27 protein-coding genes and 2 pseudogenes are annotated in these 25,272 nt (G+C 41.8%); 20 read left to right on the top strand and 9 right to left on the bottom strand.

The features are described from left to right. Nucleotides 1-4: 4 nt before the first annotated feature. Complete coding sequence (gene kduI, locus AC3WLU_RS13740) at nucleotides 5-835, bottom strand: 5-dehydro-4-deoxy-D-glucuronate isomerase (protein WP_492597446.1); 831 nt, start codon at nucleotides 833-835, stop codon at nucleotides 5-7. A gap of 309 nt (nucleotides 836-1,144) precedes the next feature. On the opposite strand from kduI, the gene AC3WLU_RS13735 reads away from it, so the two are divergent. The 9 genes from AC3WLU_RS13735 to AC3WLU_RS13695 all read left to right on the top strand — a co-directional run bounded on the left by AC3WLU_RS13735 (nucleotide 1,145) and on the right by AC3WLU_RS13695 (nucleotide 8,622). After that, nucleotides 1,145-2,110, top strand: a complete 966-nt coding sequence (locus tag AC3WLU_RS13735; RefSeq protein WP_268592061.1) for a sugar kinase — start codon at nucleotides 1,145-1,147, stop codon at nucleotides 2,108-2,110. Nucleotides 2,111-2,194: 84 nt separating this feature from the next. Further along, nucleotides 2,195-3,220 carry a 2-keto-3-deoxygluconate permease gene (locus AC3WLU_RS13730; RefSeq protein ID WP_034310693.1) on the top strand — a complete coding sequence of 342 codons (1,026 nt, stop codon included), beginning with the start codon at nucleotides 2,195-2,197 and terminating at the stop codon, nucleotides 3,218-3,220. Between the two features lie 143 nt (nucleotides 3,221-3,363). Beyond that, complete coding sequence (locus AC3WLU_RS13725; protein WP_492597409.1) at nucleotides 3,364-3,918, top strand: GrpB family protein; 555 nt, start codon at nucleotides 3,364-3,366, stop codon at nucleotides 3,916-3,918. Beyond that, a complete protein-coding gene (locus AC3WLU_RS13720) occupies nucleotides 3,890-4,228 on the top strand; it encodes a DUF4937 domain-containing protein (RefSeq protein WP_492597408.1) in 339 nt (112 codons plus the stop codon). Before AC3WLU_RS13725 ends, AC3WLU_RS13720 begins: the two co-directional genes overlap by 29 nt. Nucleotides 4,229-4,566: 338 nt before the next feature. Next, a complete protein-coding gene (locus AC3WLU_RS13715) occupies nucleotides 4,567-5,322 on the top strand; it encodes an AAA family ATPase (protein WP_034310704.1) in 756 nt (251 codons plus the stop codon). A gap of 179 nt (nucleotides 5,323-5,501) precedes the next feature. Further along, entirely contained in the window at nucleotides 5,502-5,882 is a 381-nt protein-coding gene (locus tag AC3WLU_RS13710; protein ID WP_034310706.1) for a GntR family transcriptional regulator, read from the top strand. Then, on the top strand, nucleotides 5,879-6,565 hold the full coding sequence (locus tag AC3WLU_RS13705) for an ABC transporter ATP-binding protein (protein WP_057279131.1): 687 nt from the start codon (nucleotides 5,879-5,881) through the stop codon (nucleotides 6,563-6,565). The genes AC3WLU_RS13710 and AC3WLU_RS13705 overlap by 4 nt, the downstream gene beginning before the upstream one ends. Next, nucleotides 6,562-7,389, top strand: a complete 828-nt coding sequence (locus AC3WLU_RS13700) for a hypothetical protein (RefSeq protein WP_278089323.1) — start codon at nucleotides 6,562-6,564, stop codon at nucleotides 7,387-7,389. The genes AC3WLU_RS13705 and AC3WLU_RS13700 overlap by 4 nt, the downstream gene beginning before the upstream one ends. Before the next feature lie 24 nt (nucleotides 7,390-7,413). Beyond that, nucleotides 7,414-8,622: a hypothetical protein gene (locus AC3WLU_RS13695; protein WP_492597407.1), complete on the top strand. Its 1,209-nt coding sequence runs from the start codon at nucleotides 7,414-7,416 to the stop codon at nucleotides 8,620-8,622. A 59-nt stretch (nucleotides 8,623-8,681) separates the two neighbouring features. Here the strand turns inward: AC3WLU_RS13695 and AC3WLU_RS13690 are convergent, their stop codons facing one another. The 3 genes from AC3WLU_RS13690 to AC3WLU_RS13680 form a co-directional block, all read right to left on the bottom strand. Then, entirely contained in the window at nucleotides 8,682-9,881 is a 1,200-nt protein-coding gene (locus AC3WLU_RS13690) for an MFS transporter (protein ID WP_492597406.1), read from the bottom strand. Between the two features lie 12 nt (nucleotides 9,882-9,893). Beyond that, nucleotides 9,894-10,313, bottom strand: a complete 420-nt coding sequence (locus tag AC3WLU_RS13685; protein WP_048686687.1) for a MarR family winged helix-turn-helix transcriptional regulator — start codon at nucleotides 10,311-10,313, stop codon at nucleotides 9,894-9,896. 178 nt (nucleotides 10,314-10,491) lie between these two features. Beyond that, on the bottom strand, nucleotides 10,492-10,680 hold the full coding sequence (locus AC3WLU_RS13680) for a hypothetical protein (protein WP_492597405.1): 189 nt from the start codon (nucleotides 10,678-10,680) through the stop codon (nucleotides 10,492-10,494). 82 nt (nucleotides 10,681-10,762) lie between these two features. Here AC3WLU_RS13680 and AC3WLU_RS13675 point away from each other — a divergent pair. Further along, nucleotides 10,763-11,156 (top strand): annotated as a pseudogene (locus AC3WLU_RS13675) (VOC family protein). Here the strand turns inward: AC3WLU_RS13675 and AC3WLU_RS13670 are convergent. After that, nucleotides 11,153-11,797: a DUF6944 family repetitive protein gene (locus AC3WLU_RS13670; RefSeq protein WP_098864699.1), complete on the bottom strand. Its 645-nt coding sequence runs from the start codon at nucleotides 11,795-11,797 to the stop codon at nucleotides 11,153-11,155. The pseudogene AC3WLU_RS13675 and the gene AC3WLU_RS13670 sit on opposite strands and share 4 nt — an antisense overlap. A 135-nt stretch (nucleotides 11,798-11,932) precedes the next feature. On the opposite strand from AC3WLU_RS13670, the gene AC3WLU_RS13665 reads away from it, so the two are divergent. The 9 genes and pseudogenes from AC3WLU_RS13665 (at nucleotide 11,933) to AC3WLU_RS13625 (ending at nucleotide 21,281) form a co-directional block, all read left to right on the top strand. Beyond that, complete coding sequence (locus tag AC3WLU_RS13665; RefSeq protein ID WP_492597404.1) at nucleotides 11,933-12,415, top strand: DUF4306 domain-containing protein; 483 nt, start codon at nucleotides 11,933-11,935, stop codon at nucleotides 12,413-12,415. Nucleotides 12,416-12,631: 216 nt separating this feature from the next. Next, nucleotides 12,632-13,279: a pentapeptide repeat-containing protein gene (locus AC3WLU_RS13660; protein WP_492597403.1), complete on the top strand. Its 648-nt coding sequence runs from the start codon at nucleotides 12,632-12,634 to the stop codon at nucleotides 13,277-13,279. A gap of 168 nt (nucleotides 13,280-13,447) precedes the next feature. Continuing rightward, nucleotides 13,448-14,029, top strand: coding sequence for a VOC family protein (locus AC3WLU_RS13655; protein WP_492597402.1), 582 nt, complete (start codon nucleotides 13,448-13,450; stop codon nucleotides 14,027-14,029). Between the two features lie 233 nt (nucleotides 14,030-14,262). Beyond that, on the top strand, nucleotides 14,263-14,847 hold the full coding sequence (plsY, locus tag AC3WLU_RS13650) for a glycerol-3-phosphate 1-O-acyltransferase PlsY (RefSeq protein WP_492597401.1): 585 nt from the start codon (nucleotides 14,263-14,265) through the stop codon (nucleotides 14,845-14,847). An 84-nt stretch (nucleotides 14,848-14,931) separates the two neighbouring features. Further along, nucleotides 14,932-16,209, top strand: coding sequence for a family 8 glycosyl hydrolase (locus AC3WLU_RS13645; RefSeq protein WP_492597400.1), 1,278 nt, complete (start codon nucleotides 14,932-14,934; stop codon nucleotides 16,207-16,209). Nucleotides 16,210-16,254: 45 nt separating this feature from the next. After that, nucleotides 16,255-16,649, top strand: a pseudogene (locus tag AC3WLU_RS13640) (VOC family protein). A gap of 743 nt (nucleotides 16,650-17,392) precedes the next feature. After that, complete coding sequence (locus tag AC3WLU_RS13635) at nucleotides 17,393-17,755, top strand: thioredoxin family protein (protein WP_371748549.1); 363 nt, start codon at nucleotides 17,393-17,395, stop codon at nucleotides 17,753-17,755. Between the two features lie 167 nt (nucleotides 17,756-17,922). Next, nucleotides 17,923-18,429: an Rrf2 family transcriptional regulator gene (locus AC3WLU_RS13630; RefSeq protein WP_063574903.1), complete on the top strand. Its 507-nt coding sequence runs from the start codon at nucleotides 17,923-17,925 to the stop codon at nucleotides 18,427-18,429. A 2-nt stretch (nucleotides 18,430-18,431) separates the two neighbouring features. Continuing rightward, a complete protein-coding gene (locus tag AC3WLU_RS13625; RefSeq protein ID WP_413003190.1) occupies nucleotides 18,432-21,281 on the top strand; it encodes a YhgE/Pip family protein in 2,850 nt (949 codons plus the stop codon). A 39-nt stretch (nucleotides 21,282-21,320) separates the two neighbouring features. Here AC3WLU_RS13625 and AC3WLU_RS13620 read toward each other — a convergent pair whose 3' ends face one another. The 4 genes from AC3WLU_RS13620 to AC3WLU_RS13605 all read right to left on the bottom strand — a co-directional run bounded on the left by AC3WLU_RS13620 (nucleotide 21,321) and on the right by AC3WLU_RS13605 (nucleotide 23,324). Then, entirely contained in the window at nucleotides 21,321-21,692 is a 372-nt protein-coding gene (locus AC3WLU_RS13620) for an ArsR/SmtB family transcription factor (protein WP_098864694.1), read from the bottom strand. Then, nucleotides 21,693-22,121, bottom strand: a complete 429-nt coding sequence (locus AC3WLU_RS13615) for an SRPBCC family protein (RefSeq protein ID WP_095391274.1) — start codon at nucleotides 22,119-22,121, stop codon at nucleotides 21,693-21,695. It lies immediately after the preceding gene. Nucleotides 22,122-22,240: 119 nt separating this feature from the next. Further along, nucleotides 22,241-22,684, bottom strand: a complete 444-nt coding sequence (locus AC3WLU_RS13610; protein WP_054399099.1) for a DUF6376 family protein — start codon at nucleotides 22,682-22,684, stop codon at nucleotides 22,241-22,243. Nucleotides 22,685-22,718: 34 nt separating this feature from the next. Continuing rightward, complete coding sequence (locus tag AC3WLU_RS13605) at nucleotides 22,719-23,324, bottom strand: protein kinase family protein (RefSeq protein ID WP_057279117.1); 606 nt, start codon at nucleotides 23,322-23,324, stop codon at nucleotides 22,719-22,721. A gap of 584 nt (nucleotides 23,325-23,908) precedes the next feature. Between AC3WLU_RS13605 and AC3WLU_RS13600 the strand changes: the two genes are divergently transcribed. Continuing rightward, nucleotides 23,909-25,272: SH3 domain-containing protein (locus AC3WLU_RS13600; RefSeq protein ID WP_492597399.1), on the top strand; the 1,364-nt coding region annotated here is incomplete at its 3' end.

Here is a 25,272-nt window from a genome sequence, read left to right as displayed (position 1 = left end):
AGTCTTACTTCATATCTGAAATAGGAAAGGTATCCATATCTTCATATGTATAATTCTCTCCAGCCATTGCCCAAATGAATGTGTAGTTGCTTGTAGCGGAACCACTATGTATGGACCATGGAGGTGAAATGACAGCCTGTTCATTTTTCATGACAATATGCCTTGTTTCATCGGGTTCACCCATCATGTGGAACAAAACTGCATCATCTGCCAAGTCAAAATACATATAAACTTCCACTCTGCGGTCATGAACATGGGGGGGCATGGAGTTCCAGACATTTCCTGGAGCCAATTCAGTCATCCCCATACACAGTTGGCAGCTTTGGATTCCTTTTTCATGAATCATTCTGCGAATCGTCCGCTTATTTGCCGTTTCCTGTGATCCCATTTCATCACCTTGCACTTCCTTGAACGCTACGTGTTGAATAGGGTAATTTTTATGTGCCGGAGCAGAGGCTAAATAAAATTTAGCAGGTTCGGAGTCTGTGTCACTAATGAAAATCAGCTCCTTACAACCTAATCCTATATACAGACAATCACGATTTTGAAGGGGATATACTTTCCCATCAACTGAGATCCTTCCTGATCCCCCTATATTAAATACACCTAATTCTCTTCGTTGGAGAAAATAATCAGCTTTAATGAAATCATGGCCCTCAAGCTTGACCTCTTTAGAAACAGGTTTGATTCCTCCTATGATGATCCTGTCATCAAGGGAATAGCATAAAGAAACGTCGTCATCGAGAAATAATTTTTCCACTAAAAAGTTTTTGCGGATTTCACTTGTATCAAAGTGTTTGGCTTGTGACGGATGAATGGAATAACGTTTTTCCATATGCATATAAATAACCTCCTATTTAGTAAAACGGTTTATCGTGAATAACCAAAATGTTAGCGCTACCAATATTAAAAATATATATAATATTTTCCAAATAGTCAATGATAATAGAAAAATTTAGTAGATTAATCAGTATAAAAGAAGAAATTAATGATTGAAACTATGCTTTTATACAAAATAAAAATATAAAGATTAGTATTGTTAAAAACTGGTTTATATGGTAATCTGACTTTATTGAAAAGAAAGCGCTTTCTTATGGTTTTGGTTTACTAAACCGTAATACACCTTTTTCAGGGGGAATTAGGAATGAAAGAATTAGATGTGATCACCTTTGGGGAACCGATGAACATGTTCTATGCAAATGAAGTAGAGCCTTTACATGAGGCTAAATCCTTTTCCCGGGCGATTGCGGGAGCCGAATCAAACGTGGCTTGCGGATTGGCGCGTCTTGATTTAAATGTTGCTTATATGACGAAACTTGGCAACGATAGTTTCGGAAAGTTCATCATCGGAGAATTGAATAAAGAAAAAGTCGACACGACAGGTATCCGTTTTACAAGTGATCACCCGACAGGAATGCTCATTAAATCTAAAGTGCATGACGGAGACCCGGAAGTGGAATACTTCAGAAAAAATTCAGCTGCTTCCACTCTGAATATCGACGACCTTTCAGAAGAGTATTTTCGGCAAGCTAAACATCTGCATGCAACAGGTATCCCATCCGCATTATCTGAAAGCTGCCATGAATTTACCGTTGCTGCCATGAAACTTATGAGGAATCAAGGAAGAACCGTTTCATTTGACCCGAATTTACGGCCTAACCTATGGCCGGATAAACAAAAAATGGTGGATTGCATTAATGAGCTTGCTTACATTTGTGATTTATTTCTGCCAGGCATGTCCGAAGCGGAAGTTTTAACAGGGCTCCGAACACCTGAGGAGGTGGCCGAATTTTACTTGAACAAAGGAGTTAAAATGATTGTCATCAAGCTTGGAGCAGAGGGAGCTTATTATAAAAATGCCAATGAAGAAGGGTATGTTAAAGGATTCGCACCTGAAAAAGTCATTGATACGGTAGGTGCCGGCGATGGTTTCGCCGTCGGTGTGATCAGCGGCTTGCTTGAAGGGAAGTCCACGATTGAAACCGTTACTCGGGGCAATGCGATTGGCGCCCTTCAAGTCATGGCTCCCGGTGATATGGATGGCATGCCCAGCCGGAAAAAATTGCAGGACTTTATTGAAAGCCAGAACAAACTATTAAACGTTGAATGATCGATAACAGCAGCCAGTTAACTCCACAACTAGACTTCCAATTACAAATAATCATAAATTTGATAATGAAGTGGAGAGATTGTGATGAGAATAAAAGCCGCAATAGAAAAAATCCCTGGTGGCATGATGGTTGTCCCGTTGTTCATAGGTGCTTTGATACATACTATTTTTCCTGACACGGCAACCTTCTTTGGTGGTTTTACAGGTGCCATGCTAACAGGTACCGCATCGATATTAGCCGTCTTTTTCTTTTGTGTCGGAGCTACGATAGATGTTAAGCAATCCGGTTATATTGCAAGAAAAGGATTTACATTGCTTATCGGTAAAGTCGTATTTGCGGCATTATTGGGATATGGTGCAGCTTTGCTGCTTCCGGAGAATGGGATTCAAACCGGTCTCTTTTCCGGTCTTTCGGTTTTAGTGCTGATAGCGGCTTTTAATGAAACGAATGGCGGTCTTTATACCGCACTCATGACAAAATTGGGCAGAACGGAAGATGCTGCTGCATTCCCGTTCATCAGTATTGAAAGCGGTCCGTTCTTCACGATGATCATCCTCGGTGTTGGAGGGCTTGCAACGTTTCCGTGGCAAACAATTGTCTCCACATTGATTCCATTTGCAGTCGGGATGATTGTAGGGAATATTGATAAAGAGTGCCGGGAATTCTTTGGACAGGCCGTACCGGTCCTTATCCCGTTCTTCGCATTGGCTCTAGGATTCGGGTTGGATTTTGGCATGATTCTAAAATCCGGATTCATGGGTATTTTAATGGGCGTTGCCGTCGTCTTCCTGTCCGGTGGCGTCTTATATCTACTGGACCGTTACGTTACTGGCTCCGATGGTGTTGCTGGGGTCGCCGCTTCTTCAACGGCGGGTGCCGCAGTTGCTGTACCTTTCATCATCGCCGAGTTAAACCCGCAATTCGCTCCTGTAGCAGAATCGGCAACAGCAATCATCGCAACAAGTGTATTGGTGACGGCAATCCTGACACCGATGCTGACAATGTGGGTTGCCAAGAAACAGGAGGAAAGAGGCATTCCGCAGCGAAGAGGCATGAAACCAACTATTTTGAAAGATCAAAATGTGGCTTCCATACAAAAAGCGAAGTAAAACAAATGAAATGTAAGCGTTATCCAAAAAGCAACTGGGGTTATTATCCCGGCTGCTTTTTTGTGATGCATGCACATTGGTGTTAAAATTAGGAAATGGTAAAACGGAATGGGTAAACGCGAATTCCTATCAAGGAGGCTTTCATGAGAAAGGTAGAGGTCGTACCATATAAGAAAGAATGGTCAAAGCTATTTCATGATGAATGCCAAAAATTAGAGGATATTTTCGGGCCTGAAATGATGAATGTATACCATATTGGCAGTACGGCCATCCCGGCAATACATGCCAAGCCTGTAATAGATATTTTGGCAGTGGTGAAAGATGTGGAATGTGTCGCTGACTTTAATAAAGAGATGGAAGAGCTGGGGTATGATGCCAAGGGGGAGAACGGAATCGCTGGACGACGGTTTTTTCGAAAAGGCGGGGATGAGAGGACGCACCATATTCACATGTTCCAAAAAGGACATGAAGAAATTGCCCGACACCTCGCTTTTCGGGATTATTTGCTATCACACCCTGATGAAGCACAAGATTATAGTAGGCTGAAGCAACGCTTGGCAGCGGAATTTCCAGATGATATTAAAGGATATGTAAACGGGAAAAATGATTTTATCAAAAAGGTCGATGAAAGAGCGAAACATTGGGCGAAGCGTGGTGGTCATCATGTTAATGAAGTGGATCAAATGCCAAGTGAATGAGGAAAACAAGCGTTCATTTTCAAAAGCACAAGAGAGATGGGGACAGATGCGCCATTGTGATGGCTTCATCGGTCAAATCGGAAGGTGGAATAGAAATGAACCCTGTGAAGCAGGCATTCTCTCCGTTTGGAAAGATCTCCATTGTTATCAACGTTTCATGCAGCATCAGCATGCGCCAGTAGTGACCAGGGAAGTACGTATTTCTTTCGATATATTCGAGAGCATATCCAATATGGGAAGAACGGACATTACGGATATTGTTGATAAGGAAAATTACTTTGAGTGGCTGAATGTTCTGTTGAAAATGTAAAACAAGCCCGTTTTGAGCAGGTGCTAAAAGACGCAGGGAACAGGGCATAACACCGGGCATGCTGTCAGGCGCATTCGGTAAAAGGCAAAACGGCAGATATCTGGCTGCATCATATGGGACAATGCATATTCACATCAACGGTATGCGGATAAGGAATTGCCTGCATTGATAAAAGAATCGGGAGTGAAAGATTCAACCCAGCGAATTTCAGTAAGTTTAATTGAATTGCATCCAAAGTGGATGTTCATTTAGAATCAAACATTATCAATCTATCAATTTGAATAATCTATGGCGTCTTGGATTGTTACAGTCTAAATGGCTACAGAAGGGGATAACAAATGAAATTAGATTATGATTCACAGTATATCAGGGGCATCTACCTCAATAGAGACCGAATATCTTCTTATGACCATTTCCCACTTGATCTTCCGGTTATCAGGCACCTTCAGGAAGTGGCTTTTCATCCCAGTGTTACATATGTCATCGGGGAAAATGGAATGGGGAAGTCCACCTTGCTTGAAGGTATTGCGATAGCGTATGGCTTCAATCCAGAAGGCGGAACGTTGAATTTCAATTTTTCCAATTATGATTCACATTCCAATTTGGACGAATACCTCCGTTTGAAAAAAGGCGTATACAAACCGAAGGATCATTTCTTCTTTAGGGCGGAAACCTTTTATAATTTAGCTACGAATATAGAGGAATTGGACAGGGAGTCATCGTTTGGGTCGAAAATCATCGATTCCTTCGGTGGAAAATCGCTACACCAGCAATCTCATGGGGAATCGTTTTTTTCTGCTTTTGTAGAACGATTTCAAGGCGATGGATTGTATATTCTCGATGAGCCTGAAGCTGCTTTATCCCCATTGAGACAAATATCGATGTTGGCCAGGATAAATGAGCTTGTTCAACAAGGATCCCAATTCATCATTTCCACCCATTCCCCGATCATCATGGCCTACCCGGATGCTAAAATCCTCCAAATTTCAGATGAGGGAATGAGTGAGGTGGCATTAGAGGAGTCCAATCACTATTTGTTAATGAAACAGTTTTTCGAGGATAAAGATCGGCTACTTCATCATCTGTTTCAATGAGATTTTAGCATCTCCAACGAAAAACCCCGTCTGCACTGCGCATTCGGGGTTTTCATTTTTTTGGAATTGGTTGTTGACAGCTTAGGTGTATTACGGGTATAGTACATCTATAAGGTGTATGAACCACTTAGTACATACACGCATATCAGACTTTTTTAAATAAATAGGGGGTGGTTTTAATGAACGTAAATACCCGGGAACCGGTATATCTGCAAGTCGTTAGGCATTTCAAAGAACAAATAGCCATTGGTAATTTCGTGGCGGGGCAGGAAATTCCCTCACGAAGAGAACTGGCGGCTTCACTCAATATAAATCCCAATACCGCTCAAAAAGCGTATAAAGAAATGGAGGAACAGGGCTTGATTCATACAGAACGAAATTTCCCCAGTCAAATCACGACGAATGAAACGATTTTACAGGCTGTAAGGCAGGAATTGATTTTGGCGGCCGTTGATACATTTGTCGATGCGATTCGTCCGATTAATGTACCGGTTGATGAACTGCTTCGTGTGGTTAAAGAAAAATACTCGGAAGAAATAAGGGAGGAGGAAGAAAAATGATAGAAGTAAAAAAGATCTCCAAGAATTATGGACGGAAAAAGATCTTGGATGATGTTTCATTTACAGCCAATAAAGGAGAAGTCACTTGTCTGATCGGGATAAATGGTGTCGGTAAAACGACTACACTCAAAGCGATCATGGGATTGACGCCATATAAAGGTGAAATCCTGATCGATGATCAAAAGATGACAAAGGACAGTTATGAAAAAATCACCTTCATTCCGGACGCACCAACCATGCTTCCGCAAATGACCATTAAACAGGCCATGGTTTTCATGTCGGATTTCTATACGTCATGGAATCCGGAAAGAGCTAACCAGCTAATGGGGTTTTTCAAGCTTAAAGAGGAGAATCGCATTTCGGAATTGTCAAAAGGGAATACAGCTAAGCTCAACCTGATGCTTGGTTTGTCCCTTGACGTCGATTATGTGCTGATGGACGAACCATTTTCGGGAATCGATATGTTTAGCCGCGAGCAAATTGCCGATGTCTTTGCGAGCCACCTGATTGAAGATAGAGGAGTCATCATCACGACCCATGAAATCGGTGATATTGAACATTTGATCGATAAGGTCATTTTATTGGATAACGGTTCGGTGCTTAAAGAGTTCAATACAGAAGAAATGCGGGAAGAGGAAGGGAAATCGGTAGTCGACGTAATGAGAGAGGTGTATCAATCATGATGCGATATATAAAACTAGTGAACTTTGAAATCAATCGTTTCAGTAAAATCTATCTTAGCTTATTGTTGATCACCTTGGTTTCGCAATTTGCCGGAGTGATCATCGTAACGAAGAGCCTTCTTAATGATGCCAGGGATATCATGAAAGAAGAAAGATTATCTGAAGCCGCTTATATTACCAATTATGGAGCCATTGATTTTAACCATATCGCCAATAGCCTCTTGTTTGTAGGACCGATAGCGCTGAGTGCGGTTGCCCTAATTTTTTACATTTTCCTTATTTGGTATCGTGATTGGTTTGGAAAGAATACGTTCATTTATCGTCTATTGATGTTACCGACATCGAGATTATCGATCTACCTTTCAAAAGCTACGTCCATCTTCCTGATGGTATTAGGGTTGATTGCTTTCCAAATCATCATTTTACCTATGGAAAATGCACTATTTAATTCGAATGTGCCGGAAGCGCTCTTGAATGAAATGTCAATTTCTACTATCACGATAGCCAATCCGATTTTGTCATTGATCATCCCAAGCACATTCACGCAATTCCTGCTTTCCTATGGCATCGGTCTTATGATCATGTCGATATTATTCACGGCGATCATGTTTGAAAGAAGTTTCCGCATAAAAGGAATCATAATGGGCTTGTTATATTGCGGAATCGCTGCTGTGTTGTTTTTAGCCCCAGTTTTAATGGAAATCGGGAATTTCTATTTCTATCCTAATGAATTATTTGGCCTGATGCTCGCAATAGGGATCATTTTGACAGGATTATCGGTTTGGCTTGGTGCTTGGTTATTGAAAAATCGGGTTACCGTATAACAACTTTAAAGGAGAGTGAACAAGGTGAAACGTTATTTATGCAGCATCATTATTGGAATGGTTGTCATCTTAAGCATCGGGACCTATTATGTCAAAGTAGCTTCCTCCGCTTCCAGCCTTCCAAAGTATACGTTCAAGACACTAGAAGGCAGCGATAAAGAGCTCGATCCGGTTATCATAAATGCTACGCTTCAAAGCGACAGTACATTTTATGAACCATTAACAATTGAATCCAATACAACGACATATGCCAGCGAAAGGTCTTACTTGGAGAAATTAACTGGAAGACAAGGTCATGAAATTGAAAGATTGGTAAAAGAACATCGTTCATTTATGCGTGGCAAAGATTCCATTAGTTCTTTATATGAAGACGATGATTTTCTTGCTTACGCTAGGGTGAATAGCGAATATACAAAGAGCGGGAATATGGATGCAGAGTTTGATATCGGTTTACTGGAGAAGAAGGACGAAGAGGAAACTTCATTCCAAATTGAACTTCCGAATCAAGGGAGAATCATGAATGCTGATGTCAGGGATGTGCAGTTGGTCCATTCAAAACTACAGGTTTTAACGATGAATGATGTGAATTCCAACAATGAGAAGCAGACAAAAGAGGTTCATCTATATACGATCGATGTAGCCAATAAAAAAGTCTTGAGCGATAAAACCCTTGTATCTGAAACCTATACTGACCCTAATCAAGTTGATTTAGAGATGCCAATCGATCTTGCTCCCTCACAGCCAAACAACATAGTATTCATTTCGGTAAATAAAGGGGTAAATCATGAGGATGGCTTTAAGGAAAAACTAAAGGAAAGCAAGCTTTTATCTTATAATTATGAAACGGAAAAATTAGAAACGGTTAAAAAAGGACCACTTAGCCTGGACATGGCTAGATCAGGATATGCAGACGGGAAAAACCTTTATGCAGTTGAAATGAAGTCAGGTAAATATCGCATTAAAACGTTTGACCTCAGCAGTCAAACGTTAAGGAGTGATACGGAGCTTGATATAGCTGTTAATGAGGAAGAACAATATACCGCTGCCTTTAAAAACGGGCGTGTGTACTTCCTATTAAACGAAATGAATCAAGAGGGCAAATCAAACAAGCCTGCCAAACTTCTGATTGCAGATATAAAGACTGGAAAGACTTTATATAAAGGTGAAACAGTCATAAATAAAAAGAACAGCAAAAGTTTTCAACTTTTTATAGATGAATTGGAAATAAAATAAGGACCAAAAAAGCTTTAAATAAAAAAGGGATATCCTCCAATGGGATATCCCTTTTTCATTTAAATGGAAGCCAAGTTCGTTCTGGCTTTACGTTCCTTCTTGCCGTGCAGGAAGTGGTAAAGGACGGAGGTCAAGATGACCAAAACGCCCAAGATGACATAAAGTGTGCTGTAACCTGTAATCGGAATGATGAATCCCAGAATATAAGGGCCGAAGCCAAGTCCTGCATCAAGCATGATAAAGAAGGTGGACGTTGCCATCCCCATTCGGTGAGGCGGTGTCAGTTTAACGGCAATCGCCTGCGAGCTTGATTGCATATTACCGAATCCGAGGCCAATGAGGAAACCAGCTGCCAGTAAAGTGAAACTATTGGTTGTCATACTTAGAAGCAGCAAGCCGACTCCGAAAATAATGAAAGCCGGATACATAATGAAGTTCGATCCTTTCCGGTCCATCAATGGTCCTGAGAAAGGCCGTGATATCAATACGGCTACTGCGTACACTACAAAGAAGAAGCTTGCCGTATTGACCAGATCGATTTCGATGGCATAGAAACTGATGAAAGAAAGGACACTGGAATAACAGAATGCCAATAACAGAGTGATGATTGAAATGGGCAGTGCCTTAGGTTCAATGAAATTGGAAAGCTTGAATCCTTTGCTTTCCGTAACTTTTGCCGTTACTTTTAATGCCGGGACATACAGGAAGAATGCTGTAATCAGGGAGATCACACCTAAAGCCAGGCAGAAACTGAAAATGATTTGGAAGCTTGTATGTTGGGACATAAACAGACCGATGAAAGGACCGATAGCCGTCGCAAGTGTTGCGCTCATGCTGTAATAGCCGATGCCTTCACCCTTTCGTGTCGGCGGAATGATCTGCGCGACGATCGTGCCTGTCGCAGTACTTGCCATCCCCATTGCCATCCCATGGATCAGGCGGTTAACAAGCAGGAAGCCGATTCCAAGGTCCACGAAATAAAGAATTGTTGTCAAAGTGAAAAAGATCAAACCTATGAATAACGTTTTCTTGCGGCCGATTGAATCAATGAAACGGCCAATGAACAGACGTCCGATCAACGTCCCGATAATAAAAATTCCCGAAATGAGTCCGGCTTCGCTTGTAGAAGCATCCAATTCATTAACAGCATAGATGGCAAGTGTCACCATCAGTAAATAAAAGATTAATGTTATGAAAAAATTGATGGACGAAACGATGACAAAGTCCTTCGTCCACAGTCTGGTTCTGGATTGATCCATGTTATTATCTCCTTACTTTATAATGTTATTTCTAATTTCGCCCATGATGCGTATGGCAGCGAGTTGTTCCTCTTCCGTGATCCCTTTCAAGATTTCCTGTTCATATTGATCGATTGTCACGCGGACTTCGCTGTAGACCTTTTTGCCAAGCTCCGTAAGCCGCATCCTTTTCTCGCGTTTATCTTTGCTTGGCACATGCTCGACATACCCCAGCTCTTCCAAGCGGGCAATGGTCCTCGTAATCGTGGGTTTCTCCACGCTTTGGTAATTGGCAAGCTCTACAAGCGTAGCCGAACCATAATTGTTCAAGTAATACAAAATGGACCATTGCGCCCTGTGTAAATCATGTTTGTTCAGCTGGATATTAAGATTATTTTCAAAAGGCCGGTACAGCAGCAATAATTGCTGAAAGAATTTTTGGAAAGTCTTTATCAGAAACACCTCTTATCAATATATAGTTATCATGAGTAATCGTTACCCTGAGTAACTATAATACCAAAATAAATCCATTCTGTCCACTCGGATTTGTGATGTTATTTTGATGAAATAAGGGAGAGAACGGCAGAAATCACGAGTAAAAGCACCAAATTCACGAGTAAAAGTCGAAAACTCACGAGTAAGGCGCCAATTCACGAGTAAAAGCACCAAATTCACGAGTAAAAGGCCCAAACTCACGAGTAAAAGCACCAAATTCACGAGTAAAAGGCCCAATCTCACGAGAAAGGCGCCAATTCACGAGTAAAAGCACCAAACTCACGAGTAAAACGCCCAAATTCACGAGTAAAATGCCTAAACTCACGAGTAAAAGCACCAAACTCACGAGAAAGGCGCCAATTCACGAGTAAACGCTCCAAAAAGTGATCATAAGAGGAGGATTACAGGTGTCAAAGGGATTTCTTCATCATATTGAGCTGTATGTTTCAAATTTAAAGAGGAGCATTGATTTTTGGGGCTAGTTTTTGGACGAGATGGGCTATGAGCCATTTCAGGAGTGGGGAAGCGGGAGGAGTTAGAGATTGGGTGAGATGTACATTGTTTTTGTACAAGGGGAAACAAGGTTTCTTGACATTCCCTATCATAGGGGACGAGTGGGTCTTAACCATTTAGCCTTTCACGCCACTTCCCGGCAACAGATTGATGAGGTTGCCAGGAAAGTTAAGGGGAGGAGTTACCATCATTTACGCCGATAAGCATCCATTTGACGGCGGGTAGGATCATTATGCTGTATATTTCGAAGATCCAGATCGGATGAAGGTCGAACTCGCGGCCCCTTAACAATAGTTGGCATAGCTATAACCATTATTTCCATCTTTCCCATTCTCAGGTTCGGGCTCTGGGCCAAGTGAAAAGGCCTCGATCAATATGAATGCACCGAAAACCTGGGTCCAGCTGCCTAGTAAAAGAATTTGTTCTCCCATCCGTACTTTTTCATTTAAAATGAAAATATTTCCGACCGATTCCAAAAATGAACCGGCTGCAATGAGGCCATTTCCCTTGATCTCAAAAGGTGAAATGGCCTCATCAGTCAGCGTTGCACCGAATGTTTCAAAAGCGGCACCCAGGCCTTGGATTCCACTGCCGATTGCATCGGTTCTGGTGCCTTCCTTCTCTGAACCACTCAACTGCATATCTATTCCAACTACATTTGCGGTATTGCCAATGGCCTCAAGCCAATTGCCGAATATAAAGTAAGATTCCGAACGTTCGTTTTCCGGGTTCAGCATTTTTGAACGGCCGATCGCTTGCAGGGAATTTGCAACGGCTTCAATGCCATTCCCTTTGAGGATGAGATCTTTTCCGAGATTAGTGCTCGTTAAAGTTTGCCGGGTTTGCCCGATTGCACCAACAAGAGTGCCGATGCCAAGTAACCATGCTGCTGAAATAAGGAGGTCATCTCCATTTCCATGAGTGATCATATCTTAAACGCTCCTTATAAGTGGTTAGATTATATTATTCAGGAAACAGTGTTTGTTTACTTAATGCTTTATTACTTTGGGCTCAGGTTGTAAGTTACCCATTTATTGGTATAATGACAGCTGGAGGAGATGATATTGACTTTTAACAATTTTTTGCAAATGATTATCGCAGCACTTTTCTTTATGGTTTTTACGTTTTGTACCTGGTATGAAGGAAGCGAAATTCTGGATAGACCTTGGGAATGGAAGCATTCCACGCATTTCACACACATAAATGATGAACAGGCGATAGAGGCAGATGATATTTCGAATTTCGATCATTTCGTGTATGCCGCAAAATTCAAACCGTTATTTCCATTTCTTATGGTCCTAGCCGCATCGTACTTAATCATTCTTACGGGATATATCCTGTTCCAAAGAAGGATTAAAAAGATGGCCCTATTCTTATTGGGATTTGGAGTCATTTTTCTGTTTTTTAGGGGTTATGTATCCAATTCCCCAACTGTTGGAGGAAATATCTTTCAAGCATTTTTTCTGATAGGCGGAATGATAGCGATAATGGCTGCAGCTCTCTATTATTATCGGATGCCAAGAGGATTCAATACGCTCATGAAGTAAGCAAGCTGCCGATGAGGCAGCTTTTTTTTGTGCAAATTGTTGACACAAAATAACGAAAAATAATAGTCATTTTCGCGAAATTCTTAGATTGAACTTCACTGTAATGTAGTTTATAGTTAAGTCGAAATTTAGTAGACCAGTTGTTATAATACCGGCGATGAACCCCTATCGATTGGATAAACCAGTGATTGAAGACTAAAGCGAAAAGGTGATAATATGTCAGGCAAAATCAAAATTGAACAGCCAAAGATCCCCCAAGACTTAACAGAAGCGAACTTTCAGGAAATATATTATCAAGATGAGCCTTATCTTGAGTCCTGTATCATAACAAACTGCACGATCGATAGAGAAAAAATGGACAAAATCGTATTATCACAGGTTGTTTTTAAAAATGTGACGTTCAGTGATGTATCATTCAGGAATATCGAGCTGACGGATGTCATCTTTGATCATTGCGATTTAACGAATGCCGATTTCATGGGCGGCTCGATTCATCGTGTGGAATTCAAAGAGTCCAAACTTTTAGGCATTAACCTTTCTGACACAAGCTTAGGGAATGTCTTCTTTGAGAATTGCAACCTGAATTTAAGTGCCTTTGGTTATTCCAGTTTAAAGCAAGTGAGGTTCGATCATTGCTCATTGGAAAGTGCTGATTATTATGAGTGTAAATTCATTAAAGTGAAGTTCGAAACATGCAGATTAAATGAAGTGAACTTTTCCAGGACACCGCTCAAGGGAATTGATATAAGCAGTTCTGCATTTCAAAGGATTACCGTATCCCCGGAAGATTTAAAAGGATGCGAAGTTTCCCCGGACCAAGCGATAGTCTTTGCGGCCTTGCTTGGACTGAAAATTAAAGAGTGAACCTTTCAATAAGGCTGAAGCGAGGGACCGCCGAATTTGGCGGTCCTTTTTGAGTTATTTGTGGTGAATATAGGCAGAGTGAATAAAATGATATGTATAGAAAAGTACGGAATCTTTGCACAAACGCAGTATTACTTTACAATATTTGTTAAGTGGAAGGGGGATTGAATGTTGATTATCAATAAGGTCACTTTGTATGGTCATGCCTGGAATGAAATGCGGAATTTTTATGTTGATGTGTTAGGATTTGAGTTACTATCGCAAACGGATGATGCTTTTGAAATTAAGGCAGGGGATAGTGTGCTTGAAATCAAAAAATATCATCACAAAGATAAGCCCTTTTACCACTTTGCCATGAACATTCCGACCAATTTATTTATTTCGGCAAAAGCATGGGCAAAATCAAAAGTGGAATTGACCAGGGAAGAGGATGATGACGAAGTTTATTTTAGCTTTTTAGACGCACGGTCTTTTTATTTTTTAGACCCTTCAGGCAACATTGTCGAGTTCATAGCGAGATATTCCGTATCACCCGAATCCGCGACTGAGTCTTTTTCAGCTCAAAACGTCCTGTGCATCAGTGAAATAAACATTACGACAGATGAAGTCAGGGCTTTGGGAAATCGGTTGATGCCTGTAAGGAATGGTGAAGCGATAAGAGAAGATGGATTGAATTTCATGGGTGAACATGAAGCAGGTTCGTTTTTACTTTTAGGTCCAAGGAAACGGCGTTGGATTTTCTCGGATTAAGAGTCGGAAACCTTTCCGCTTTCGCTAGTCATAAATCAGCATCTGGAAATTTCATTGGATGGCGAAGGATTTATGGAAATGAAAAAGGGGGAATGATGTCGATTTATATTTTGGCAATAAAGCAGAAGCAGGGCTGCCTGTCATTGACGTATTTCCTATGATGGTTTTGTCTTCGGGATTGTAAAAGAATGAATAAAGAATAATCTCCAATAATAACAAGAAGAAGGTAATTTATGCTTAACATGATAATTCTCCTATTAAGTTACTTAATAGGTTCCATCCCATTTGCTTTGGTCATCGGGAAATCGTTTTACAATACCGATATCCGCGGATATGGGAGTGGAAATCTTGGCGCAACTAATAGTTTTAGGATATTGGGCAAGACAGCAGGGACGATAGTAGCATTTGCTGATTTATTGAAAGGCATCATAGCCTGCGTACTCCCGATGGCGCTGCATTCGAACGTTTCCCCTGCACTATGCGGCTTACTTGCGATAATTGGCCACGCCTTTCCTGTTTTCGCGGGATTTAAAGGGGGAAAGGCCGTGGCAACATCGGCGGGAGTGTTTTTATTTTTAGCTCCATTAGGTACATTCATTGCTTGCATGGTATTTCTCATTAGTTTGCTATCTTCAAAATATGTATCTCTCAGTTCGGTGCTGGGGATTATTTCCATATTGATATACAGCTTATTTTTTGAAGGCAGGCTTATCATTGTACTCTCATCATTTATTTGTTTATTCGTCGTCATTTTGCATCGAGAAAATATAAAGAGAATATGGAAGGGAACGGAAGCAAAAGTGGGCAGGACCTTTTGATAGCAGAAATGAATTACATACAAATTTTTATGGTTCGCTCAATATTCTAAGTGAATACTGCACCATAACCCAAGGAGCAAAGCCATGAAAAAAAGAAGTTTATTGATAGCGGTGGGCGTGATCGTTTTTGGGATCATTGCCTCGATAGCATTGGTTTCTCAAACCAAAAAGAAAGAGGTCGCCGGTAAGCGGGCATTTCCCCAGCATACAGTCTATCAGGCGGGGACGATAAAACCTGACAATCTGTCACAGGAGGAAATGGATGCTGCCGTGACGACTTTTTATGAAACCTGGAAAGATAACTATCTTAAGCAGCCTGCCGATAAAAATGATGAATATTATATTTTTTACAATGACAAAGGATATGCTGAGCCCAAGAATGCAGTGACCGTTTCTGAAGCCCATGGTTATGGGATGATGATAACGGCAATCATGGCAGGCAGCGAGGACAAGAGGTACTTTGATGGGCTTTATCGTTTTTATAAGGCGCATGGAAGTGATCATGACCCTTCATTGATGGCGTGGCAGCAAGTAAAGGATAAATCGGGTAAAATCATCAATACGCCAGGGGATGCCGATTCAGCAACTGATGGCGATATGGATATCGCCTATTCATTATTATTGGCTCACCGGCAGTGGGGAAGTGAAGGGGAGATCGACTATCTTGCAAGTGCAAAGGACATCTTGGATGCGATCATGTCGAATGAAATAAATCGGTCGCAGTCCCTTGTTAAACTAGGAGACTGGGCGGAAGATGAAGATGACGTATACGGACAATCGACTCGTTCCTCTGACCTTCTTCTCAATCATTTTAAGACATTTGAGGCGGCGACTGGGAATGAAGAATGGACAGATGTAAGAGATATGGCCTATAAGGTCATTCTATCTATTTATAAGGAGAAAAGCGGCAATACTGGCCTCATCCCGGACTTCATTATACAATCCCAGGGAGAATATCAGCCGGCAGAAGCGGACTTTTTAGAAGGGGAGAATGACGGCAATTATAGCTGGAACAGCAGCAGGATCCCATGGCGCTATACGCTCGATTACTTACTGACTGGTGATGAAAGAGCGCTGCCGCAATTAAAGAAGATGAATGATTGGATTAAAGCGGAAACGGATGGCAGCCCTGAAAATATCCAATCCGGTTATACGCTAAGCGGAAAAGCCGTGGAAGAAGGGAATAGTACAAGCTTCGTCGCTCCATTCATGGTGAGTGCCATGGTGGATTCCTCCAATCAGCAATGGATTAATCGCCTATGGAACCGGACGATACAGGAAAAAGATGATGATGACTATTTTGCCAATACGATAAAATTACAGACAATGATCGTGGCTTCGGGTAACTGGTGGGCTCCATGATTCAATGGAAGAAACCAATTAAAGATGAAAAGGAGTTCGATGAGGATGATGAAGGTCACACCTTTCTTGATGTTCGAAGGTAATGCGGAGGAAGCGATGAATTATTACACATCTTTAATCGAAGGATCGAAAATAAACAGCATTGTCCGGTATGGTGCAAATGAATCAGGTACAGAGGGAGTAGCATGCAGGCTACCTTTACCTTGAAGGATCAGGAATTCATGTGCATCGATAGCAATGTTAAGCATCAATTTACATTTACACCATCGTTTTCAATTTTCCTTACATGTGATAGTGAAGAGGAAATTGACAGGCTTTATTCGAGCTTAACTGATGGAGGACAAGTGATGATGCCATTGGGTGACTATTTCTTTAGTAAGAAGTTCGGCTGGGTATCCGATAAGTTTGGTGTTTCCTGGCAGCTTACTCTTCCAATATGAATGAAATGAAAAGGCCACTGGATAGTGGCTTTTTTCAGTTTATTGACCAAAGGGGGTCCGTAAGTGACACCCCGAACCATGAGGAGCGGACGGATCGAAAAAAGTGCGTTAACAACGAAAAAACATAAACAAGACCTGGTTGTAACTATATGATTTCCACTCCAGGCACTCGCTTTCCGCGGGCGGTCCGGGAGCTTCCTCGGCGCTCTTTGCGCCTGCGGGGTCTCCCTTGGACACGTTTTTCCCGCAGGAGTCTCGCACCTTCCGTTCCAATCAACTGGAATGTTTTTTTAAGAAAGAACTGTAGGCTGGCCTCATCCTGAACCTTGATTATGTTTTTTTAGTGTTTTACCACGCGCTAGATTGAAGAAATTTGCGACACTCCTGCCGAATAACTGGCTAGCCAAGACCCCACAGCCGCTTGCGGTGAGGAGGCTTGGCAGACAGTCGGCGGAAAGGGAGCGGATTTCTGAAATCAACTGAATATTTTTTCAGACTGTAGAGGCATCGATTCACATCGTCGAAAAGATTCCTGACAGTGAATTGATCATTTTTGAAAAAAGCTGCCACTATCTTTTCATTGATGAAAATAGGAATTCATTTTTAGGATTTCTTCTTTCATTAACGAGAGATTTGGACACAAAGAAAACGAGGCATCATATCCGGGCAAGAGTTAGATACTTTTAGGATAAACCGTTTGTGCTGTGAAGGAATTAATTATATATTAATCCTTGAGTACATTAATTCATGGATTAAAGTATGATGATAAGAAAAGCCCGGAGGAGACAATCATGAAAAATATCAATACAGAACAAGAATATCGTGAACAAATCAACCAAGAGGGACTGACGGTCGGGATTTTTACGACTACATGGTGCCCGGACTGCAAACGTTTAGACATGTTCATCGATGAGATCACTCAAGAACATCAAGACAAACAGTGGTTTACAATCGATCGTGACGAATTCCCTGAGATTTCCGAAGAGCAAACGGTAATGGGAATTCCATCACTTTTAGTATTTAAAAATGGGGAAAAGGTTGCGCACCTGCACAGTGCAAATGCTAAAACTCCAGAAGCGGTCAATGAATTTTTAAAAGACCTATAAAAGAAAAGGTGAACCCCATGGTGCTGTAATGAGGGGTTCATCTTTTTTTTAGAAATTTTTTCTGGAAATGACTTGATTTCTAAGGTGAAACGGGTTTTAATTATAGATACTGAATATCCATTATGGATATGTGACATCCACATACATGCTAAAAGAGGTGAAATGATTTGCAATTAACAAAAGGGGTCGAGCAAGCTATATGCATCATCGTTATACTCTCTACCCAGGATAAAAATGTCCCGCTTTCGTCAAATGAGATCAGCAGGCGATTAGAGGTGTCTCCTTCTTATTTGAAAAAAATCATAAGGAAATTGGTCGTAAAGCAGTTAATCACTTCCGTTCCTGGTAATAACGGCGGCCTTACTCTTGCCAAAAGTGTAGATAAGATTAAAAACCTTGAAATTATTGAGGCGATGGAAGGTCCCATTTCGATGTTTCCGGATACAGGACTTATAGAAAAAGCGTTTAAAGATGGAGAGTATGCAGAGAAGGGAATGGACGTCCTTCGTCGGATGTTTTCTCGGGCGGATCAACTTTTAATAGAGTTCTTTTCCAGCCAAACAGTGGCGGATTTGCTTAAAGAAAGCTTTGGCACCACGGACATACCGACCCTTAATTGGAATACCGCGTCATTGAGTGATGTACTGCGTGAAAAGAAAGGTGAAAAGAAGTGAATATGCTTAAACAAGAATGGAAGCTTTTCCTTACGAATCGAAAATTAGTCGGTGTCGCAATCGTTTTACTGTTCGTCCCGATTATTTATGGGGGGTTATTCCTTAGTTCCGCTTGGAATCCATACGGAAAAACAGGCAAATTGCCCGTTGCAGTCGTGAATAAGGATGTAAAGGCCGAATATGAGGGGAAAACCTTAACAGTCGGTAATGAGCTAGTCGAGCAATTAAAGGACAATGATGATTTAGAATGGCATTTCGTAACGGAAAAAGCGGCGAAAAAAGGGTTCGATGATGGTACATATTATATGGTCGTCACCATTCCGGAGGACTTTTCAAAAAATGCTTCTACCGTAATGGATGATGAGCCTAAAAAAATGAATCTGACGTATGATGTGAATCCTGGACGCAGTTTCGTTTCTGAAACGGTCGGGAAACAGGCAACGAATAATTTGAAAACGGAAATTGCCGAAAGTGTCACAAAAGAATATGCGGAAGCGATCTTCTCCCAACTGGATGAAATCGGTGAAGGATTCGGCGATGCGGCAGATGGGGCATCCAAGCTGGATGACGGTGCAAAAAAACTGCATGATGGAAACAAAGAAGTGACGGAAAATCTGAATAAGTTAGCTTCGAGCACATTAACTTTTAAAGATGGAGCGAATAAACTCCAAGTGGGCGTTGGCGAGTTTTTGGAAGGAGCCAACAAGCTTGAAAGTGGCGCGTCGGAATTGAATAAGGGTATTTCACAATATACCTCCGGTGTCGGTCAGTTGCAAAAGGGTGCGAACGAACTCGCATCAGGCACAGGGGAATTGACTAATAATAGTGAAGCACTTATAGAAGGTTCTTCCCAGCTTTCCACTGGGCTGGCCAAAGTGGTTCCAGGAGCGCAAACTTTGAATACTGGATTGGCACAAGCGCAAACAGGCAGTGCGAATTTGAATGATGGGTTGAATCAATTATCACAAAATGCAAGCCAGCTGACGGATCAATCGACAGGAATTCCAAAATTGGCAGCAGGTCAGCAGAGTTTAAATGATGGAATCAATAAACTGGCAGGAGGAAGCCAGGCGCTAAATGACGGCCTGAAAAAAATGGATGGTCAATTGCCCGGAGAAGAACAGCTGGATCAGCTTAAGCAAGGACTGACAAGCATTCAAAGCGGTGTAAATCAATTGCAAGAAGCGGTTCCAGCAGGAAGCAGCGCGTCCGGTACCGTATCCGGCATTACCGAAGACCTCAATAACAGTCAAGCGGCGTTAACGGAACTTCAATCAACGATTGCGAATAATGGTCAGAGCACGATCAGTGCCGTTCAAAACACGGAAGCCTTCAAAAGCATGACCAGTGAACAGCAATCAGAAGTAATCGGAGCCATTCAAAATGAACTTCAAAGCCAAGCGGAGGCACAAAAACGAATTGCATCGGCTCTTGCTGCAAGTGTATCAGACTTATCAACGCAATTAACGGATAAGGTAATGCCTGTATTGAATGGATTAGGGCAGCTTCCGGAACAAGTGGCCCATTTAAATAATGCGGTGAATAAAGTCAATCCAAACGCCGTTTCAGCGTTAAACGGCTATACGTCAATAAGGAACGCACTGGAAGAACAATTGATTCCTGGTGCGACCCAATTAAATGGCGGCTTGAATGAAGCTGTAGAAGGCAGCAATCAATTAACTGCGGCAACGCAAAGTTTAAATGAACGGACACCGGAATTAGTGAAGGGGATCAACCAGTTAGCACAAGGCGGTTCCTCGTTGAATAATGGCCTTTCAAAACTAACTGAGGGTTCTGGTCAATTGGTTGATGGAGTTTCACAACTGCAAGCAGGTTCATCCTCCTTTGGGAGTGGTCTTGAGAAGTACGCATTTGGTGTTAGCCAAGTTGGAGAAGGGGCAAGCAAACTGGCTAATGGGGCCAATCAACTGGATGCCAACTCAGCGGCCTTGAACGAGGGCTCATCAGCACTTGTTAAAGGAACTGAACAATTGGCAGGCAATCTGCCTACTTTGAGCAATGGGGTCATCCAGCTTGCTGATGGCGCGGGTAAGATCAATGAAGGTTCATCAGCACTTGCTGAAGGTTCCGGTAAATTGGGTGAGGGAATCTCCTCACTTCAAGATGGAACGGTCGAGCTTTCGGAAAAACTCAGTGATGGTGCAAAAGAAATTAGTGAAAATAAAACAACCGATGATAACTACAGCATGATTGCTGAACCGACACAGGTCAAAGAACAAAAAAGCAGTGACGTGCCGAATTATGGTCATGCACTGGCTCCTTATGTCTTGTCTCTAGGGTTATTTGTTGGAGCCATTGCCTTCAATATGGGATTCCCTACAGGCTTGCCTTCTACTAGGCCAACATCAGGAGTGGCATGGTGGTTCAGTAAATTTACGGTCCTATTCATCCAAGCGACGCTTTCTGCATTAGTGTTGGATGCGATCATGATTTGGGGAATGGATTTACAGGTAGAGAACATGGGGCAATTCATTGGGGTTTCCATACTGACTTCCCTAACGTTCATGTTCATCGTTACCTTCTTGACCGTAGGATTTGGAAATCCAGGTCGTTTATTGGCGATGATATTCCTTGTATTACAGCTAGGTGCAAGCGGAGGAATGTTCCCTGTGGAACTGACAAATAACTTCTTCAGTCATGTTCACCCGTTCATTCCGATGACATACTCTGTCATGGGCTTCCGCCAGGCGATGAGTACGAGCCTTGGGGCGGATGCATTGACAGCAAGTATAGTGTTCCTTACTGGATGCATCATTGTCTTTAATCTGCTGCTATTGCTAACGATGGTCATCAAGAAGCGCAAAGCACATAATATTGAGATGAATGCATAAACAAAAACCCCCGGTGCAATGCGCCGGGGGTTTTTGTCATTATGTTGGTTCAGTCGTGTCCTTTTCTTTTTCGATGACTTTCAATCCATTTTCCCCTGAATTTTCAATCACATGTTTAAGGATGGATAATTTGTTATCCCAGAATTGATCGTAAAAAGAAAGCCACTGTTTCAATTCCGCTAAAGGTTCCGGCTGAAGCCGAAAGCGTTTCTCTCTTCCTACCTTCCGGCCACTGACCAATTCAGCTTCAGAAAGGATATGAAGATGCTTGGCAATTGCCGTACGGCTCATGGAAAAGTGAGAAGTGATTTCTGAAATGGGTAAATCCCCTTCAGCAAGCAATTGCAGGACCTTTCGGCGGGTTGGGTCGGCGATAGCCTGGAATACATCGTGTTTTTCTGATGCAGACACTTAGCCCTCAACAGCCTTTTTAAGACCCTGATTAACGATCTGTTCCCAGCCATGATTCATTCTATCGCGAATCACTGAGCTTTTTTCGTTCGGTTTCGTAAGAATCGTATCAGGCTCTTTCCAGCCGCCATGAATAAGGGTGAACTCCGTTTTGCCATCCACTTCTTTTAAAAGGAAGGAAATGAACCAACCGTCCGTATCCCAACTGAATGAAAGGCGATGAGGAGCATCTAACTCCGTTACCTTACATGGAGATGGGCCGAAGGGTGATTGCACATGGAACTCATGTCCCACTTTCGGTTGAAAATCATTTGGCATGAACCATGAAGCTATGCCCTCTGCAGTGGAAACTGTATCCCAAACTTTTTGGATAGGTGCTTCAAGAATAACTGTCTTCTTGATATCCTGTAATGTATTTTCCATACTGATTCTCCTTTGTGAGTGAAAATATGAAACCAATTGGTTTTGCTTTGTTGATTATATAAAACCTTTTGGTTTCATGTCAATAATTTGTTTCAAGCGATTCCTTTTTATTCATTGCAGGAGGCTTAATTTCCCAACTCTTCGATTTGTTTTGCCAATCCCGTTATATTATCGATTGATTTCATTATCTCTGAATCTTCCAATGCCTTAGGATCAATTTGGCCCTTTTCAATATTATTTAGATATAATTCAATTCCATCTGACAGCTGTTGATTTGAGCTGACGATCTTCTCATGGATGCCTTCAGCGATTTGGGGTGGTTCAGTTGCATTGAATTCTTCAATCTCCGTTTTCATCAATTCCAGTTCTTTTTCAAGATTTGCTCTTGTTTCGGCATTCGTGATGGCATCCTGTGACATGGCGGGAACCTCATTGGCAAAATCCTGAACGGTATTTACATACTCCGTCGCATCATCTGCATACTCCAATGATGAATTGACTTCTTCTAAAGCTGAGCATCCGCTTAATGTAAGGATGGACAGCAGAGCAATGGTCATTATTTTTTTCATATGTGCCTCCAATGTGATTTTTTTATAGTAAGGATCAGATGGGCAGAAATCTTTTTTTATAAATTGCTGCAATGGAATTGAGTATGAAGCTGGGAATCTTCTTCGGAAAAAACGACTTCGAATAGAATAGGTGAAAAGCACTTTTCAAGTCGTGCCACTGATTACAGGATTTCACTTGCTTAAACCTTGCAACGTCAATGATCTTCACCTTTTTTTCAGAAGTGATGAAGATGTTTCGTAAGTGGATATCCGAAGGGTTCAATCCCTCTTTCCTTGCCAATTGCAGCGCATGGTCTATCTCCGCAATGTTTTCTTCCGTTATCGGGATTCCCAATGTTAAACATTCAAAAAGAGTGTTGCCTTCAATGTGATCTATAACCAGGTAATTTACCCCCGCATCATATAGGGTTGGATAGTATTCGATGGATTGGACGGTTTTGTATATTTCAGCTTCAACTTTAGCTGTGTGAGTATGATCCGGGAAAAAGACTTTTAGTGCTTTATTGGTGGAATGTATTCGGAAAACATATGCGCTTCGGCCTTTTCCGATCAGTGATAAAGATGGGTCGGCATCGAGCAATACATGCTTTTTATCATCGGAAATCTTAACGCTTTGAGCTAATTCATTATAGTTCTGCATACTTTTCACCTCTATTGTGCAATTTTTCGAATCAAAAAAGACGGTATAACCGATTATTGGTTATACCGTCTTAAATTAAAAGACCTCACCAAATAATCGGCAAGGTCTTGCAAACAACTAAAATCAGTTGCCAATAAAGCCGAGGATTCAATCCTGTACTGACGACTTTATTGTATAGCTACTCCCCTTAACAGAAGGATTCTTATAAGTTATATACAGTAATTATATAGGTCATTGCCTCGATCCGTCAAATATAAGGATCGTGTGCCTACCCTATATATATATTCGATTTAGGCAGAAAGATGCTCGTCTCATTAGCATTAATTTGAGCGACAAGTAATTATATCAATATACTTAATAGTCATCATTTGCCTGTCACATAAGTTTCATTGCAAATGTTTCTATATAATTACTTAAATTTCTATTAGATTACCATTGTGTTACAATCACTTTTATCTCCCTATAGATCTAAAGGAATATGTTATATTTTAGACGAATAAGCATATTTACCTATATTACCATACTGATTTTAACCGATATTTAAATAAATGTTAAAAATATAATTCTTTAGTAGGGAGAATGGGATGAAGAAATTAATTATACCAACTTTCTGTTTTGCAGTGTTGTCCACAGTTGCTTTCGAAGAAAAAATATCTGCAGCTCCACTACATGCCGAACAGGCCAATATTGAGGACGTCATGTTTGTGCAGGTGAATTCCGGATCGCTCAATATGAGAAAAACCGGGGCGGAAGGTGCCAGCATAGTCGCAAAGCTGGTAAATGGCACACAGGTGACGGTGTATTCGGAATCCAAAGGCTGGGCGAAGGTCAAGTCCAATGGAAAAGAAGGATATGTCAGTACCAAGTATTTATCGGCAACGAAGCCAGGGACTTTAACGAAAACAGCAGTAACCATTAAAACGGCAACTAAATATGTGAATGTGAGCACAGGTCCACTTAATATGCGAAAAAGCGGGAGTGATAGTGCCAGCATAGTCGCAAAGCTGACAAGGGGTATACAGGTGACGGTGTATTCGGAATCCAAAGGCTGGGCGAAGGTAAAGGCAAATGGAAAAGAAGGATATGTCAGTACCAAGTATCTATCGGCAACGAAGCCTGGAGCGGTAAAAAAGGCTGAGGCGACCGTTAAAACGACTGTGAAATATGTGAATGTGAGCACAGGTTCACTTAATATGCGAAAAAGCGGGAGTGATAGTGCCAGCATAGTCGCAAAGCTGACAAGAGGCACACAGGTAACGGTATATTCGGAATCCAAAGGCTGGGCGAAAATCAAAGCCAATGGAAAGGATGGATATGTCAGCACGAAGTATCTATCGGCAACGAAGCCAGGAACAGTGACCAAAGCTGCGGCAACGGTTAAAACGACAACGAAATATGTGAATGTGAGCACGGGATCACTCAATATGCGAAAAAGTGGAAAAGCTACCGCAAGCATAGTTGCCATCCTTTCAAAAGGGACGAAAGTGACGGTGTACTCGGAATCCAATGGCTGGGCGAAAATCAAAGCCAATGGAAAGGATGGATATGTCAACACCAAATATCTGTCTGCTTCTAAGCCGGGCTCGGGATCAACGGCAGCCACGCCTGAAAAAACGACGACGAAATATGTAAACGTAAGCTCTGGAACGCTCAATATGCGAAAAAGCGGATCGGAAAGCGCTAGCATAGTCGCAAAGCTGTCAAAAGGAACGAAAGTGACGGTGTATTCGGAATCCAAAGGCTGGGCGAAAGTCAAAGCCAATGGAAAGGACGGATATGTCAGCACGAAATATCTATCTGCTACAAAGCCGGGATCGGGATCAACGGCAGTCACGCCAGAAAAAACGACGACGAAATATGTGAACGTGAGCTCTGGAACGCTCAATATGCGAAAAAGCGGATCGGAAAGCGCTAGCATAGTCGCAAAGCTGTCAAAAGGAACGAACGT

Source organism: Peribacillus sp. FW305-BF15 (genome assembly GCF_058783805.1).
Note: the sequence above shows the minus strand (reverse complement) of the source record. Positions and strands in the feature narration are given on the sequence as shown.

Coding starts and splice junctions, on each gene's coding strand:
- kduI (WP_492597446.1), bottom strand. CDS start 835: ATGGAAAAACGTTATTCCATTCATCCGTCACAAGCCAAACACTTTGAT.
- AC3WLU_RS13735 (WP_268592061.1), top strand. CDS start 1,145: ATGAAAGAATTAGATGTGATCACCTTTGGGGAACCGATGAACATGTTC.
- AC3WLU_RS13730 (WP_034310693.1), top strand. CDS start 2,195: ATGAGAATAAAAGCCGCAATAGAAAAAATCCCTGGTGGCATGATGGTT.
- AC3WLU_RS13725 (WP_492597409.1), top strand. CDS start 3,364: ATGAGAAAGGTAGAGGTCGTACCATATAAGAAAGAATGGTCAAAGCTA.
- AC3WLU_RS13720 (WP_492597408.1), top strand. CDS start 3,890: ATGAAGTGGATCAAATGCCAAGTGAATGAGGAAAACAAGCGTTCATTT.
- AC3WLU_RS13715 (WP_034310704.1), top strand. CDS start 4,567: ATGAAATTAGATTATGATTCACAGTATATCAGGGGCATCTACCTCAAT.
- AC3WLU_RS13710 (WP_034310706.1), top strand. CDS start 5,502: ATGAACGTAAATACCCGGGAACCGGTATATCTGCAAGTCGTTAGGCAT.
- AC3WLU_RS13705 (WP_057279131.1), top strand. CDS start 5,879: ATGATAGAAGTAAAAAAGATCTCCAAGAATTATGGACGGAAAAAGATC.
- AC3WLU_RS13700 (WP_278089323.1), top strand. CDS start 6,562: ATGATGCGATATATAAAACTAGTGAACTTTGAAATCAATCGTTTCAGT.
- AC3WLU_RS13690 (WP_492597406.1), bottom strand. CDS start 9,881: ATGGATCAATCCAGAACCAGACTGTGGACGAAGGACTTTGTCATCGTT.
- AC3WLU_RS13670 (WP_098864699.1), bottom strand. CDS start 11,797: ATGATCACTCATGGAAATGGAGATGACCTCCTTATTTCAGCAGCATGG.
- AC3WLU_RS13660 (WP_492597403.1), top strand. CDS start 12,632: ATGTCAGGCAAAATCAAAATTGAACAGCCAAAGATCCCCCAAGACTTA.
- AC3WLU_RS13655 (WP_492597402.1), top strand. CDS start 13,448: ATGTTGATTATCAATAAGGTCACTTTGTATGGTCATGCCTGGAATGAA.
- plsY (WP_492597401.1), top strand. CDS start 14,263: ATGCTTAACATGATAATTCTCCTATTAAGTTACTTAATAGGTTCCATC.
- AC3WLU_RS13645 (WP_492597400.1), top strand. CDS start 14,932: ATGAAAAAAAGAAGTTTATTGATAGCGGTGGGCGTGATCGTTTTTGGG.
- AC3WLU_RS13625 (WP_413003190.1), top strand. CDS start 18,432: ATGCTTAAACAAGAATGGAAGCTTTTCCTTACGAATCGAAAATTAGTC.
- AC3WLU_RS13610 (WP_054399099.1), bottom strand. CDS start 22,684: ATGAAAAAAATAATGACCATTGCTCTGCTGTCCATCCTTACATTAAGC.
- AC3WLU_RS13605 (WP_057279117.1), bottom strand. CDS start 23,324: ATGCAGAACTATAATGAATTAGCTCAAAGCGTTAAGATTTCCGATGAT.